The organism is Aliiroseovarius crassostreae (genome assembly GCF_025137635.1).
In the GTDB taxonomy this organism is placed as follows: domain Bacteria; phylum Pseudomonadota; class Alphaproteobacteria; order Rhodobacterales; family Rhodobacteraceae; genus Aliiroseovarius; species Aliiroseovarius crassostreae.
Genome location: NZ_CP080772.1, coordinates 1802374 through 1817187, shown reverse-complemented (window position 1 = coordinate 1817187; position 14814 = coordinate 1802374). Strand labels below are relative to the sequence as shown.

At 60.6% G+C, this 14814-nt stretch carries 10 protein-coding genes; 8 read left to right on the top strand and 2 right to left on the bottom strand.

All coding sequences use genetic code 11. From position 1 onward, the window contains the following. Nucleotides 1-31: 31 nt before the first annotated feature. Nucleotides 32-2611 carry a type I DNA topoisomerase gene (topA, locus tag K3J57_RS08630; protein ID WP_259795428.1) on the bottom strand — a complete coding sequence of 860 codons (2580 nt, stop codon included), beginning with the start codon at nucleotides 2609-2611 and terminating at the stop codon, nucleotides 32-34. A gap of 253 nt (nucleotides 2612-2864) precedes the next feature. On the opposite strand from topA, the gene K3J57_RS08625 reads away from it, so the two are divergent. Further along, nucleotides 2865-5378 carry an ATP-dependent helicase gene (locus K3J57_RS08625; protein ID WP_259795426.1) on the top strand — a complete coding sequence of 838 codons (2514 nt, stop codon included), beginning with the start codon at nucleotides 2865-2867 and terminating at the stop codon, nucleotides 5376-5378. A 429-nt stretch (nucleotides 5379-5807) separates the two neighbouring features. On the opposite strand, the gene K3J57_RS08620 is transcribed toward K3J57_RS08625, so the two are convergent. Next, the gene (locus K3J57_RS08620; protein WP_259783622.1) at nucleotides 5808-6023 is read right to left on the bottom strand and encodes a DUF1127 domain-containing protein; all 216 of its coding nucleotides are present in this window, start codon (nucleotides 6021-6023) and stop codon (nucleotides 5808-5810) included. Nucleotides 6024-6350: 327 nt separating this feature from the next. Here K3J57_RS08620 and K3J57_RS08615 point away from each other — a divergent pair, with 327 nt between their 5' ends. The 7 genes from K3J57_RS08615 to K3J57_RS08585 all read left to right on the top strand — a co-directional run bounded on the left by K3J57_RS08615 (nucleotide 6351) and on the right by K3J57_RS08585 (nucleotide 14780). Next, nucleotides 6351-7430, top strand: a complete 1080-nt coding sequence (locus K3J57_RS08615; protein WP_259795425.1) for an Mrp/NBP35 family ATP-binding protein — start codon at nucleotides 6351-6353, stop codon at nucleotides 7428-7430. 729 nt (nucleotides 7431-8159) lie between these two features. After that, entirely contained in the window at nucleotides 8160-8660 is a 501-nt protein-coding gene (gene mraZ / locus K3J57_RS08610) for a division/cell wall cluster transcriptional repressor MraZ (protein WP_074963811.1), read from the top strand. Between the two features lies 1 nt (nucleotide 8661). Beyond that, entirely contained in the window at nucleotides 8662-9666 is a 1005-nt protein-coding gene (gene rsmH, locus K3J57_RS08605) for a 16S rRNA (cytosine(1402)-N(4))-methyltransferase RsmH (RefSeq protein ID WP_259795424.1), read from the top strand. 2 nt (nucleotides 9667-9668) lie between these two features. Then, nucleotides 9669-10025 carry a cell division protein FtsL gene (gene ftsL, locus K3J57_RS08600; protein ID WP_259790771.1) on the top strand — a complete coding sequence of 119 codons (357 nt, stop codon included), beginning with the start codon at nucleotides 9669-9671 and terminating at the stop codon, nucleotides 10023-10025. Further along, nucleotides 10022-11818 carry a peptidoglycan D,D-transpeptidase FtsI family protein gene (locus tag K3J57_RS08595; RefSeq protein WP_259790768.1) on the top strand — a complete coding sequence of 599 codons (1797 nt, stop codon included), beginning with the start codon at nucleotides 10022-10024 and terminating at the stop codon, nucleotides 11816-11818. The genes ftsL and K3J57_RS08595 overlap by 4 nt, the downstream gene beginning before the upstream one ends. A gap of 50 nt (nucleotides 11819-11868) precedes the next feature. Next, on the top strand, nucleotides 11869-13365 hold the full coding sequence (locus K3J57_RS08590) for a UDP-N-acetylmuramoyl-L-alanyl-D-glutamate--2,6-diaminopimelate ligase (RefSeq protein ID WP_259790765.1): 1497 nt from the start codon (nucleotides 11869-11871) through the stop codon (nucleotides 13363-13365). Beyond that, entirely contained in the window at nucleotides 13362-14780 is a 1419-nt protein-coding gene (locus K3J57_RS08585) for a UDP-N-acetylmuramoyl-tripeptide--D-alanyl-D-alanine ligase (RefSeq protein ID WP_259795423.1), read from the top strand. Before K3J57_RS08590 ends, K3J57_RS08585 begins: the two co-directional genes overlap by 4 nt. Nucleotides 14781-14814: the final 34 nt, after the last annotated feature.

Sequence of the window (14814 nt, the reverse complement as noted above, 5' to 3'; positions counted from 1 at the left end):
CGGCGGGGCTTTTTCGTTCATACGAACGGGATCACTTCTTGGCAGCGGCTTTTTTCTTTGGTGCAGCCTTTTTTGCGGCAGCCTTTTTCCTGGCAGGCTTCTTTTTCGCCGATTTCTCGGCAATCAGCGCCACGGCCATCTCCATTGTCACGTCTTCGGGTTTCACATCGTTTGGAATGGTCGCATTGACCTTTTCCCATTTCACGTAAGGCCCATAGCGCCCATCAAGGATGTTCACAGCCCCCCCGTCTTCCGGGTGCTCTCCCAGTTCCTTGAGCGGCTTGGCGGCTGCTCGTCCGCGGCCACGGCCCGGATTGGCGCGTTTTTCCGCGAGCATTTCGACCGCGCGGTTCATGCCGATTTCAAACACGTCCAGTGTTTCCTTGAGGTTCACGTAAACCGGTTTTTCCTCGTCGGGCAACTGGTGCGCAATGTAAGGCCCGAACCGGCCAAGGTTCGATTGGATCGCGCCCCCGTCCGGGTGCTGGCCAATGGTGCGCGGCAGGGTCAGAAGGGTCACGGCCTGTTCCAGCGTCAGCTCATTCGGACCCCAGCCGGGCAGGAATTCCTTGCCTTGTTTCGGCAGCGAGGAGCGTGGCGGTTTCTTGTTCTCGGGCGTGGCTTCGCCGCGTTGAACATAGGGACCGAAACGACCGGATTTCAGGTGGATCTCATCGCCATTATCTTCGCCCAGAACCCGTTCATACCCTTCTGCCCCTTCACCGGAAATCGGGCGGGTATAGTTGCATTCAGGGTAGTTCCCGCAGCCGACAAACCCGCCGGTGCGTGAGGTTTTCAGGTGCAGTTGACCAGTGCCGCATTTGGGGCAGCTGCGCGGGTCGGTGCCGTCTTCTCGCGGCGGGTAAAGCTGCGGGGCAAGGGCCGCGTCCAGTTTGTCGAGCACTTCGGAAATGCGCAGCTCGGATGTCTCTCCGATCGCGGCCGAGAAATCGCGCCAGAACCGGGTCAGCACATCCTTGTAATTGGCCTCACCCGCCGAGATTTCATCCAGCTCTTCTTCCAGGTTCGCGGTAAATTCATAGCCCACATATTTGCGGAAGAAATTGACCAGGAAGATGGTCACGATCCGGCCCTTGTCCTCGGGGAACAGGCGGTTCTTGTCCTTGCGCACATATTCGCGGTCCTGGATCGTGGTGATCACAGAGGCATAGGTGGACGGGCGGCCGATACCCAGCTCTTCCATCCGTTTGACCAGTGTCGCCTCGGTATAACGGGGCGGGGGCTGAGTGAAGTGCTGCTCAGGCGTGATCGTGCGTTTCGCAGCCGGTTCGCCCTGCATGATCTGCGGCAGGCGCTTGTCATCCTCATCGACAACAGCGTCGTCGCGGCCTTCTTCGTAGACCTTCAGGAAACCTTCAAAGACAACCACTTGCCCGGTGGCGCGCAGGCCAACCTGCCCATCGTCTGATCCGATCTCAACCGTGGTGCGTTCAAACCGGGCGCTTTCCATCTGGCTGGCGAGCGTGCGTTTCCAGATCAGGTCATAAAGCTTGCGCTGATCGGGTTCCAGCCGACCCAGATCCTCGGCCGAGACGTTCATATCGGTCGGGCGGATACATTCGTGCGCTTCCTGCGCATTCTTGGCCTTGTTCTTGTAAACGCGGGGTTTTTCCGGGGTGAATTCCTTGCCAAACCGCGCGGCAATTGCGTCACGCGCCGCAGCGACCGCTTCGGGTGCCATGTCGATCCCGTCGGTCCGCATATAGGTGATGTAACCCGCTTCATAAAGCCGCTGCGCGGTCGACATGGTCTGTCGCGCACCAAAGCCGAACTTGCGGCTGGCTTCCTGTTGCAGGGTTGAGGTCATGAAGGGCGGTGACGGGTTGCGATTGGCGGGTTTGGCTTCCACCGAGCGCACGGTCAGATCGCGCGAGGAAATTGCCTGAACGGCCATTTCAGCTGCGGTTTCATTCGCAAGACTGTGTTTGTCGAGCTTGTCGCCGCCCAGAACCGTCAGCTTGGCTTCAAATTCCTGACCGCGCGGGGTGGCGAGCGCGGCCTTGACCGACCAGTATTCGCGGGCGTTAAACGCTTCGATTTCCTGTTCGCGCTCGACGATCAGGCGCAGGCAGACCGATTGCACCCGACCAGCAGACCGCGCGCCCGGCAGTTTGCGCCACAGGACCGGCGACAGGTTGAAGCCCACAAGGTAATCCAGCGCCCGGCGGGCCAGATAGGCCTCGACCAGATCACTGTCCACCTGGCGCGGATTGGCCATCGCATCCAGCACCGCATCCTTGGTGATCGCGTTGAAGGTCACGCGGCTGACCGGCGTGTCTTTCTTGATCGAACGGCGCTTGCGCAGCGCTTCTTCCAGATGCCACGAAATCGCTTCCCCTTCGCGATCAGGGTCGGTTGCGAGGATCAGGGCGTTGTCTTCTTTCAGCGCATCGGCAATCGCGCGCACATGTTTTTTCGAGTCGTTCCCGACCTCCCACACCATGTCGAATCCATGGTCCGGGTCCACCGAGCCATTTTTGGCCGGCAGGTCACGCACATGGCCATAAGAGGCCAGCACCGTGTAATCCTTGCCGAGATATTTATTGATGGTTTTGGCCTTGGCCGGGCTTTCGACAACAACGACGGGCATGCAATCCTCATGTAAACAAATCACACCGCTTTCGGGATGCAAGCGGGTTGGTATCTGGGGACGCTAGATGTGGCCGGAAGGGGGGCGTTGTCAATGGCACTTCTCTCTATAATAAGGTCAGCGATGTCGCGCCCCCTTAAGGGGGCGGAAAAATACGTGGATTTCGAGATGGGGACAAAACCGGTTTTGCAGGGCTGGAACATTTGTGGAACGCCCCCTTTCCCTGCTGCGGCCAGATTGCTAAAGAGACGGTATGAGCGATATTGATGACGACGATCTGTTCGAAGAGTTCGAAGCGGGGGAACCCGCCCCGATGGCGCCTGCTGCGCCGAAAATCCCGCTGTCGCAGCGGGTGATGGGGATGGGTGCGTCATATCCGACCCCCTATCTTGACGGACTGAACCCGGCTCAGCGCGAAGCGGTTGAGGCATTGGACGGTCCGGTCCTGATGCTGGCAGGCGCGGGCACCGGCAAGACCAAGGCGCTGACCACGCGGATTGCGCATCTGCTGCACACCCGCACTGCCCAGCCCAATCAAATCCTCTCTGTGACCTTCACCAACAAGGCCGCGCGCGAGATGAAAAATCGGGTCGCCGCGCTGTTGGGACAGACCGTCGAAGGCATGCCCTGGATGGGCACGTTCCACTCGATCTGTGTGAAGCTCCTGCGCCGTCACGCTGAGCTGGTTGGGCTGAAATCGAACTTCACTATCCTCGATACAGATGACCAGAACCGCCTGCTGAAACAGTTGATCGTCGCGGCGGATATCGATGAAAAGCGTTGGCCCGCGCGGCTGTTGTCCGGGGTGATCGACAATTGGAAGAACCGGGCATGGACCCCTGCACAAGTTCCGACGGGGGATGCTTCGGCCTTTAACGGCAAAGGCGTGGATCTGTATTATCAGTATCAAGAACGGCTGAAGGCGCTCAATGCCTGCGATTTTGGTGATCTGTTGTTGCACATGGTCACGATCTTTCAGACTCACGAGGATATCCTCGCGCAGTATCAACGCTGGTTCAGATATATCCTCGTCGACGAGTATCAGGACACCAACGTCGCCCAATACCTGTGGCTGCGGTTGCTCGCACAGGGGCATAAGAACATCTGCTGCGTGGGCGATGATGACCAGTCGATCTATGGCTGGCGCGGGGCTGAGGTGGGCAATATCCTGCGGTTCGAGGCTGATTTCCCCGGCGCGAAAGTGGTGAAGCTGGAACAGAATTACCGCTCTACCGCGCATATTCTGGGGGCGGCGGCCGGGATCATTCGTGGCAATGAAAACCGGCTGGGCAAAGAGCTGTGGACCGAGGCCGAGGGCGGCGACAAGGTGCGCCTCATAGGCCATTGGGACGGCGACGAAGAGGCCCGTTGGGTCGGAGAAGAGATCGAGGCGATGCAGTCCGGCACACGGGGCCAGGATCCGCGCTCGCTTGACGATATCGCCATCCTCGTGCGCGCCTCGCACCAGATGCGCGCCTTTGAAGACCGGTTTCTGACCATCGGTCTGCCCTATCGCGTTGTTGGTGGCCCGCGCTTTTACGAACGGCTGGAGATCCGCGATGCCATGGCCTATTTCCGGCTGGCGGTCAGTCAGGACGATGATCTGGCGTTTGAGCGGATTGTGAACACGCCCCGGCGCGGATTGGGCGACAAGGCGGTGCAGACGATCCAGATCATGGCGCGCACAAATGGCGTGTCGCTGGTCGAGGGGGCGCGGCTTGCGGTGGAGCAGGGCGCGATCAAGGGCAAGGGGGCCAAGGGGCTCCGGGAACTGGTCGACGGGCTGGATCGCTGGCATGCCATTTTGCGGGTGCAGGGGCTGCCTCTTTCCGATGACGATGCGCTGATCGAACAGCCGGGGGAATTGGCGCTGGATCTGAGTGCGCTGCCCAAGGACCTTCCCAAGACGCATATCGAGCTGGCTGAAATGATCCTCGACGAATCCGGCTATACCGGCCATTGGCAGAATGACAAAACGCCTGAGGCACCGGGGCGGCTTGAAAACCTCAAGGAACTGGTGAAGGCGCTGGAAGCGTTTGAAAACCTGCAAGGCTTCCTCGAACATGTCAGCCTGATCATGGACAATGACAGTGACGACGCCGAGGAAAAGGTCACGATCATGACGCTGCATGCGGCGAAGGGGTTGGAATATCCCGCCGTGTTTTTGCCGGGCTGGGAAGACGGGCTGTTCCCGTCGCAACGGTCAATGGATGAAAGCGGCCTCAAGGGGCTCGAAGAAGAACGCCGCCTCGCCTATGTGGGCATCACCCGCGCGGAGGAGATCTGCACGATTTCCTTTGCCTCGAATCGTCGGGTCTATGGCCAGTGGCAATCGCAATTGCCGTCGCGTTTCGTTGATGAACTGCCCGAAGAGCATGTCGATGTGCTGACCCCGCCCGGCCTTTACGGGGGCGGGTATGGGGCTGCGGCGGGCGGTTTTGATATGGGGGTCGGGTCGCAGATCGAACAGCGCGCCAGACATGCTGATGCCTATAACTCGCCGGGATGGAAGCGGATGCAGGCCAATACCGGCGGGCGTTTGCGCGCCAAGTCCAGCCCGAATGAGGCAAAAGGGCTGGTGATCGATCTGGCGGCGGTCAGCTCCTTCACGCAGGGCAACCGCGTTTTCCATCAGAAATTCGGCTATGGCACGGTGATGGGGGTTGAGGGCGACAAGCTCGATATCGAATTTGACCGGGCGGGCGCCAAGAAGGTACTGGGCAAGTTTCTGGTTCCGGCGGAACAGGCTGGCGACGTGCCGTTCTGAGGGGGATCTGTCTGAAAAATGCAAAAGGCGTCCGAAGGGGCGCCTTTTTTGTTTTGCCCGGTTTGTTTTGCCCGGTTTGTTCTGACTGGGTCGCAAGTTCAAAAAAAACGGCGATGCCAGGGAGGAGGGGCATCGCCGTTCTTTCTGTGGCGCGGCTCTCAGGGAGGAGGAGAGAGCCGGCTCAGCTGCATCCGGGTCAGGGAGGAGGAGCGACCCGTCTGCAATTTTGGATGCCAAGGGAGGAGAGGCATCCGAAACTTTGGAGCGGCAGCCTCCAGGGAGGAGGAGGGGAGGCTGCCGCATCCCGGGGCCTGCATAAGGGAGGAGGCGCAGGCCCGGAAAAAGGATCGACTGGCGGGGGCAGGGAGGAGGAAGCCCCCGCCGTCAATCAAGGTGCTGCAGGGAGGAGGAGCAGCACCTAATGAAACATCATGCGCCGTAGGCGGCTTTGTGGGCGATCGCGTGGATCTCACCACGACCGATGCCAAGATCGTTCAGCTCGGCATTGGTCAGCTTGCTCAGCTCACGCACGGTTTCACGAAACAGCGCGTGGTTTGCATAGGCTTCTTTCCAGCCTTCCAGCATGGAAAAGAAACGATCAACGATGCCGGCGTGGGCGTTCAGAATTTCGGTGGCATGTGCCATGGTGCGTCTCGCTTTGCGTATGTCGGGTGCGGCGCCTTCGGGATGCCCGGGCAGTCGCGGAAATGTCGTTGGCGCCGTGCTGGCGTCGTTGGAGGGGTATTTGGCGATTGTGCTGCGAATGCACAATCCCCGACCGTCACAATGCCGCTATGCAGAAAATGCATACGTATCGCTGACCTAATTTCACGAAACCGTTACCAAAACCTGCTGTCCACCGCCCACGTGGCGGCGTGCCGCAGGGCGGATTGAGGGCTGATTGCCTGAGGCCCCTTGTATCTCGCCCGTGAAGCGGCCAAATGTGGGGCGCAGCTTTAGCAGGAGGTGGCCGTGGCCCAATCGCGCGATAAAATCATGTCTGTTCTCTCATCCATTGCCCTGCCCGATGGCGGGGACCTGGCGTCACGCGACATGGTGCGTGCGCTGAATGTTGACGGGGGCACGGTCAGCTTTGTGATCGAGGCGGCCACCCCAGAGCAGGCCGCCGGAATGGAGCCGCAGCGCCACGCGGCCGAAGCGGCCATTGCCGCATTGGATGGGGTCGAGAAAGTCACCGCCATTCTGACCGCCCATGGGGCCGCCCCCGCGAAACCCGCCCAGGCGCCGAACCTCAAGATCGGGGGGCATCCGAAGCCGCAGGCCGGACCGATGGCCGTGCCGGGGGTGAGAAACATCATCGCGATTGCGTCTGGCAAGGGCGGTGTCGGCAAATCCACCGTCAGCTCCAACCTCGCCGTGGCGCTGGCCAAACAAGGGCGCAAAGTGGGGCTTTTGGATGCGGACATCCTGGGGCCGTCGCAACCTCGCATGATGGGCACCAACGCGCGGCCCTCATCGCCCGATGGTGAAAAACTGGTGCCGGTCGAGGCGCATGGGGTCAAGCTCATGTCGATTGGGCTGATGCTGAAGTCGGACCGGGAATCGGTGGTCTGGCGTGGGCCGATGCTGATGGGCGCGCTGCAGCAGATGTTGTTTCAGGTCGACTGGGCACCGCTTGACGTGCTGATCATCGACCTGCCGCCGGGCACCGGGGATGTGCAGCTTACACTGGCACAGAAATCACAGCTTTCGGGCGCGGTGATCGTGTCGACGCCGCAGGATGTGGCGCTTCTGGATGCCCGCAAGGCAATTGACATGTTCGGCAAGGTGAACATCCCGATCCTTGGTCTGATTGAGAACATGTCATCTTACACCTGCCCGAATTGTGGGCATGAGGCGCATCTGTTTGGCCATGGCGGTGTGAAGGCCGAAGCCGAAGAGCTGGGGGCCCCTTTCCTGGGGGAGCTGCCCCTGTCACTGGATGTGCGCCTGGCGGGGGATGCCGGGTCCCCTGCGGTTCTGGAAGGGGGCTCGGTGGCGGAGGCCTATGCCCGCGTGGCGCAGAACCTCGTGGAACGTGGCCTGGCCTGACCCTCTCAAAATATCCCTCCAGCCAAACGCCCGCCGCAGAGCGGGCGTTTTCTTTTGGCGTAGGGGCAAGGGTCTGTCAGGGCGATTTTTCAGGGTCTGGGAAAAGATGGGACACAGGTTGAGGCGACGTGTGGGAAATCATGGGCGGCGTGGGAAAACATGGTTGGGAATGTCCGGACCCCATGGGAAACTCATCTGAACATGCGAGAATTTCTGGGATTTTGGGAAATTTTGCGGTGAAATTGGCCTCATGTGAAAAAAATACGGGAATTATTGGGAAAAAATACACGCAAATTTTTGCGCTATATATTGTGTTTGCTTTGGCCGCTTCCGCTAGGTTTGTGGAAAAAGCTTAGAATTTCCTTGAGTTTTTCACTTTGTTGGCGAGGAGTTGCGGTGCTCGGGGTGCAAAAATCCCATCATGGGGTATTGCATCCCATGAATTCCCAAGCTAATACTTGTATCCATGATGAGGACGGGACTAACGAGGCGCTAAGACCTCAGTGACACTCCCAAGTCAGGTTTCATACAGGCACCCGCTTCATCAGGTAAAGAGATCCGGCGCGTACGCGAGCAGACATCCCCCCAGGTGGCGCGCGCGACTGGACACCCGGAAACGGGCATGGCGGCGGATTGATCAGTGGCAGCTAGATCAATTCGCCGTTTTTCATTCAGGGCCCCCACGCAGATCACGTGGGCCCCGCGAGAGGACAGGAAAGGGACCGTAGCGTGGCACGCAGGTTCAGAGGTGAAAGCCACCACAAGGTGGATGCAAAGGGCAGGGTCTCGATCCCGGCCCTGTTTCGCCGTGTTCTTGAGGCGGGCGACCCGGACCACCGCGAGGGCGACAACCCCAATCTGGTCATTGTCTACGGCGATCACCGCCGCAACTATCTGGAATGCTATACCATCGAGGCGATTGACGAGGTGGACGAGCAGATCGCCAAACTTCCGCGTGGCTCCATCGAACGCCGGATGCTGGAGCGCCTGTTCAACGGGCAATCCTTCCCGACTTCGGTTGATGAAACAGGTCGCCTGGTGCTGCCTGCCAAGCTGCGCCAGAAGATCGACCTCGACAAAGAAGCGTTTTTCATTGCCACGGGGGATACGTTCCAGATCTGGAAGCCCGAGACCTTTGAAGAGGTTGAGATGGCCAGGACCGAAGCCTGGCTGGATGAGCAACCTGATGATTTCGATCCGCTGACATTGCTTGGCGGGGCAGGAGAGTAAGATGACACCGGCTGCCACCCCTGATCGTCCCCACATCCCCGTTCTGCTGAGGCCGCTCCTTGAGGCGGTCTCTTCTGACTCTGGCACCCTGTCCGGGGATTGGGCTGATGGCACCTTTGGGGCCGGGGGATATACCCGTGGCCTGCTGGAGGCGGGCGCCAATTGGGTGGCGGGCATTGACCGCGATCCCATGGTATTTGAAATGGCGCAGGGCTGGGCCGGGCAATATGGTGATCGCCTTGCGCTGTGCGAAGGCACGTTTTCCGAACTCGACACGCTGGCCGGGCGACCGCTTGATGGGGTTGTGCTGGATCTGGGCGTCAGCTCGATGCAGCTGGACATGGCGGAGCGCGGCTTTTCCTTCATGCGCGATGGGCCGCTTGATATGCGGATGAGCCAGTCCGGGCCGTCGGCTGCGGATTTTGTCAATGAGGCGGATGAGGCCGATATCGCTGATGTACTTTATCAATACGGCGAAGAACGGGCTTCGCGTCGGATTGCCAAGGCAATTGTAAAGGCGCGCACGGATCAGCCGTTTGAAACCACCTTGCAATTGGTAGACGTGATCGAGAAATGCCTGCCGCGCGCCAAGCCCGGTCAGAGCCACCCGGCCACGCGCAGTTTTCAGGCGATCCGCATCGCGGTGAATGATGAATTTGGTCAGTTGATCGAAGGGCTTGAAGCGGCAGAACGGGCGCTTAAGCCCGGTGGAAAGCTGGCGGTGGTGACCTTCCATTCGATGGAAGATCGGGTGGTGAAGCGGTATCTGCAGGCGCGCGCCTCGGTCGGTGGTGGCGGGTCGCGTTATGCACCCGAACGGGCCGAAGAGGTGCCGACCTTTCAGCTTACCCCCAAAAAGGCAATTGGGCCGGATGCCGAGGAGCTTGAGGAAAATCCCCGCGCCCGGTCTGCACGCCTTCGGGTGGCCACCCGCACCGATGCGCCCGCGGGTCCCGTGGACCGCTCAAAACTCGGTCTTCCGAAACTTGTTCTTAAAGGGTCTTGAGAATGCGTTCCTTTCTTTATCTCTGCTCGGCACTTGTGGTGATGGGACTGGCCTATTGGGCCTATTCAGAGAACTACAAGACCCAGGCGGCGCTGGATAAGGTCGAAGGATTGCAGCATGATATCGGCCGGATGCAGGAAGAGCTTGCGGTGCTGCGTGCCGAATGGGCCTATCTCAATCGCCCGGAACGGCTGCGGGATCTCGCGGAACTCAACTATGCCCGTCTGGGCCTGTTGCCGCTCGCACCGGAGCAGTTCAGCCGTGTGGACCAGATTGCCTATCCGTCAGAGGAGCCGCTTGCGGTGACGGAAACCATCGAGGTCCGTGGCGAGATTTCCGATCAGGAGGACCGCCCATGAGCCGGATCCCACTGCGCCCGCTGGCCCGTATTCTCGACGCCCGCGCGAAAGGTGAAAACCCCGATCAGATCGAACGTGAAAACCTGAATGACCGCCATGAGGTGATCCGCGACAGGGTGCGGCTGCGCACCGAAGGCCGGCTTCTGGTGCTGGCAGGTGTGTTCCTCAGTGCATTTGTCGTTGTGGGCGCGCGCATGTCGATCCTGTCCGCGTCCGAGCCGCAGGAGCCACGCGGACAGGTTGCCGGATCCGCGATTGCCACGGCGCGGGCCGATATTCTGGACCGCAATGGGCGGATCCTTGCCACCAATCTTGTGACCCATGCGCTTTACGCTCAGACCCGCGACATGGTGGACCCGCCACGCGCCGCGGCAGAGCTGGCCAAGATCTTTCCGGATCTTGATGAAAAAGAGCTGCTGGAGGATTTCACCGGCAAGCGCAAGTTCCTGTGGATCAAGAAAAAAATCAGTCCCGAACAGAAACAGGCCGTGTTTGATATCGGTGAGCCGGGCCTTCTGTTTGGACCCCGTGAAATGCGTCTTTTCCCAAATGGTCGACTGGCGGCCCATGTGCTGGGCGGGGCAAGTTTCGGCAAGGAAGGTGTGTCGGCTGCCGAGGTGATCGGTGTTGCCGGGGTTGAAAAGCAGTTTGATGAGTTTCTGCGTGACCCGGCAAATGGCGGGGCTCCGCTGGAACTGTCGCTGGATCTGACCGTGCAGACGGCCATCGAGCAGGTGCTGTATGGCGGTATGAAGCTGATGAACGCCAAGGGGGCGGCGTCGGTGCTGATGGATGTGCATACCGGCGAGGTGATCTCAGTGGTATCGCTGCCGGATTTCGATCCGAACAACCGCCCGCGCCCGCTGACCGTGGCAGATCGTGGCAAGGATCAGTCCGACAGCCCGCTGTTCAATCGCGCCGTGCAGGGGGTTTATGAACTGGGCTCGACCTTCAAGATCTTTACCGCCATTCAGGCGATGGATCTTGGTCTGGTCAATCCGAACACCGTGATCGACACGGGTGTGCCGATGAAAATCGGCAAATTCCGGATCAAGGAATTCAAAAACAAGAATTATGGCGAGCTATCCGTCAGCGACATCATTGTCAAATCCTCGAACCGGGGCACCGGGCGTATGGCGCTGGAAATCGGGCCGGAGCGTCAGCAGGAGTTCTTGAAATCACTGGGCTTTTTTGAACGCACCCCGTTTGAGATTGTCGAGGCGCAGGGCTCGACCCCGCTGCTTCCGCCAAAATGGGGCAAGCTGTCAACCGTGACCATTTCCTATGGCCACGGGCTGTCTTCCACCCCGATGCATCTGGCCTCGGCCTATGCGGCCATTGCCAATGGCGGCTATGCGGTGACGCCGACGGTGCTCAAGCAAACTCAGGCCAAACGTGGTCCACGGGTGATGAGCGAAGCTTCGGCTGTGGCCGCGCGTCAGATGTTGCGCAAAGTGGTGACCGAGGGCACCGCCTCTTTTGGTGAGGTTGAGGGCTATCAGGTGGCAGGCAAAACCGGCACCGCAGACAAACCCAAACCCGGTGGCGGCTATTACGACGATAAGGTGATCAACACTTTTGCCAGCATGTTCCCGGCAGACAATCCGCGATATGTGCTGATCGTGACACTGGATGAGCCGGTGGAAACCTCCGGCCCGAAACCGCGCCGCACCGCTGGCTGGACCGCGGTTCCCGTTGCGGCCGAGATCGTGCGCCGGGTTGCCCCGCTTTTGGGGATGAAGCCAAAGATTGAACCTTTGGACCCAACTGGGCTAACACTCACCTCAAACTGAATGTGCGAGGGGCGGCCCGGTCGGCTGTCCCCCAAGACTGAGGGGGCCCCATGGCCGACAAGACACTCACAAAAACGCTGGCGGATCTTGGTTTGACTGCCAATGGCAATGGCGGGGGCGATGTAAAGATCACCGGCCTGTCGGTGGACAGCCGTCAGGTCAGGCCCGGCCACCTGTTTGCAGCCCTCCCCGGTGCGCGTGTGCATGGGGGGGAGTTCATTCAATATGCGCTGCGTATGAAGGCAGGGGCCATTCTGACCGACCCGGAAGGCGCGCGCATTGCCGCCGCTGAGCTGGCATCGGCAGATGCAGCCCTTGTCGTGGTTGAGGATCCGCGCATGACGCTGGCCTATGCGGCGGCGCTCTGGTCCGGTGCCCAGCCCGAAAACATGGTTGCGGTTACCGGCACCAATGGCAAGACGTCCGTTGCCAGTTTTACCCGCCAGATCTGGGAACATATGGGGCTTCAGGCGGCCAATCTCGGCACCGCCGGGGTTGAGGGGGCCTTTACAGCCCCGATGACCCACACCACCCCGGAACCGATCACACTTCATGCCCTGCTGGCAGAGATGGCCGGGGCGGGGATCACCCATGCCTCGATGGAAGCGTCTTCGCACGGGCTTGCGCAGCGGCGCCTTGACGGGGTTCGCCTGACCGCCGCAGGGTTTACCAATTTCACCCAGGACCACCTCGATTATCACGAAACCTTCGAGGAGTATTTCCACGCCAAGTCCGGGCTGTTTCGCCGGGTCCTTCCCGATGAGGCCACCGCTGTCATCAATATGGATGACCCGAAAGGGCAGGAGATGTTTGATATCGCGCTTGGGCGCGGGCAGAACGTGATCCGGGTTGGCAGCCATGCCGATTGTGACCTGCGGCTCACCGCGCGGCGGTTTGATGCCACCGGGCAGGATCTGCGCTTTGACTGGCTGGGAGAGCCGCATATGGCGCGGCTCGACCTGATCGGCGGGTTCCAGGCGGAAAACGTGCTGCTTGCGGCCGGTCTGGCGATTGCCTGCGGGGCGGAACCGTCCGAGGTGTTCGCCACGTTCAAACATCTTGAAACCGTGCGGGGCCGGATGCAGCTTGCAGCGACCCGGGACAATGGGGCGTCGGTTTTTGTCGATTATGCCCATACGCCGGATGCGCTGAAAACCGCGCTCAGGGCCATCCGCCCCCATGTGCTGGGCAGGCTTGTGGTGGTGTTCGGCGCGGGCGGGGACCGCGATACCTCGAAACGCAAACTGATGGGCGAAGCTGCTGCGGCCAATGCCGACGTGGTCTTTGTCACCGATGACAATCCCCGCACCGAAGACCCCGATCTGATCCGTGCCATGGTGATGCAGGGCTGCCCGAATGCCAATAATGTGGGCGACCGGGCCGAGGCGATTTTGCGCGGCGTCGATGCGTTGGGGCCGGGGGATACGCTTTTGATCGCGGGCAAGGGGCATGAGACCGGGCAGACCATTGGCAATGATGTGTTCCCGTTTGATGATGTGGAGCAGGCCTCGGTTGCGGTCGCGGCACTGGATGGGAAACTGACATGAGCTTGTGGACAGCGCATGAGGCCGCAAAGGCCACCGGGGGCAAGGTTCTGGGCGGGGACTGGAGTGTCGAGGGGGTGTCGATTGACACCCGCACGATCCAGCCCGGCGATCTGTTCGTGGCGCTGAAAGCGGCGCGGGACGGGCATGATTTTGTGGCGCAGGCGCTTGCCGCCGGGGCCGGTGCGGCGCTGGTCAGTCACCTGCCTGAGGGGGTGGACAAAGAGGCGCCGCTTCTTCTTGTCGATGACGTGTTGGGTGCCCTTGAGGATCTGGGCCGGGCGGCGCGTGCGCGCACGCGCGCGCGTGTGGTGGCGGTGACGGGGTCCGTCGGCAAAACCTCAACCAAGGAGATGCTGCGCGCGGTGCTGAGCCCTCAGGGCAGGACCCATGCGGCTGAGGCCAGCTACAACAACCATTGGGGCGTGCCGCTGACCCTCGCTCGGATGCCTGCAGATACGGACTATGCCGTGATCGAGATCGGCATGAACCACCCCGGTGAAATTGCGCCGCTTTCGAAAATGGCCCGCCCGCATGTGGCCATGGTCACCACCGTGGCGGCGGCCCATCTCGAGGCGTTTGAGGATATCTCGGGCATTGCGCGCGAAAAAGGGGCGATCTTTCAGGGGTTGGAGCCGGGCGGCGTGGCGGTTGTGAATGGCGATCTGCCGACCACGGACATCTTGCTGGCAGTCGCGAAAGGCGCCCGGACTGAGACCTTTGGGGCAAAGGCCGGGAATTCCAACCGCCTGACCCATGTGTCGCTCACGGAAGAGGCGACGATTTGCAAAGGGATCGTGGCGGAGCAGGAATATTTATTTAAAATTGCAACTCCCGGCAGGCATTTTGCAAGCAATGCATTGGCCGTGCTGGTTGCGGCCCGCGCCCTTGGGGCAGAGGCCATGCTGGCGGCGCAGGATATGCCGCTTTGGCAACCGCCAGCCGGGCGGGGCACCCGTGAGGATGTGGTGCTGGATGTGCCAGAGGGGCTATCACTCACCCTGATCGACGATGCCTTCAACGCCAACCCGACCTCACTGGCGGCGGCGCTTGAGGTGCTGTCGATCATGCAGCCTGTGGACGGGGTGGGCGAGCTTCAGAAAGGCCGCCGGATTGCAATTCTGGGGGATATGCTGGAGCTGGGCCCTGAAGAGCAGAGCTTGCATGAGGCGATTGCGGATCTGCCCTATCTTGCGGATCTGGATGTGGTTCACTGTGTCGGACCCCGTATGAAGGCGCTCTGGGCGCGCCTGGCTGGGGAAAGGCAGGGGGTCTGGGTGGAAAGCGCGCCTGAAATCCTCTCGCAGCTTTCCGGTCTGGTGGATGCCGGCGATATTGTGCTGGTCAAGGGGTCCAAAGGGTCCAAGGTCAGCCTTGCAGTTGACGCACTGCGCAAATTGGGCCATCCGAAACGCTGATCAGTATGACGCGCTTTTCCCCGTGAAACGGGGC

Bases quoted from the DNA above. Each gene is read 5' to 3' on its own strand.
- K3J57_RS08585 (WP_259795423.1), top strand. From the start codon at position 13,362: ATGAGCTTGTGGACAGCGCATGAGGCCGCAAAGGCCACCGGGGGCAAG.
- rsmH (WP_259795424.1), top strand. From the start codon at position 8,662: ATGACACCGGCTGCCACCCCTGATCGTCCCCACATCCCCGTTCTGCTG.
- K3J57_RS08595 (WP_259790768.1), top strand. From the start codon at position 10,022: ATGAGCCGGATCCCACTGCGCCCGCTGGCCCGTATTCTCGACGCCCGC.
- ftsL (WP_259790771.1), top strand. From the start codon at position 9,669: ATGCGTTCCTTTCTTTATCTCTGCTCGGCACTTGTGGTGATGGGACTG.
- K3J57_RS08590 (WP_259790765.1), top strand. From the start codon at position 11,869: ATGGCCGACAAGACACTCACAAAAACGCTGGCGGATCTTGGTTTGACT.
- K3J57_RS08625 (WP_259795426.1), top strand. From the start codon at position 2,865: ATGAGCGATATTGATGACGACGATCTGTTCGAAGAGTTCGAAGCGGGG.
- topA (WP_259795428.1), bottom strand. From the start codon at position 2,611: ATGCCCGTCGTTGTTGTCGAAAGCCCGGCCAAGGCCAAAACCATCAAT.
- K3J57_RS08620 (WP_259783622.1), bottom strand. From the start codon at position 6,023: ATGGCACATGCCACCGAAATTCTGAACGCCCACGCCGGCATCGTTGAT.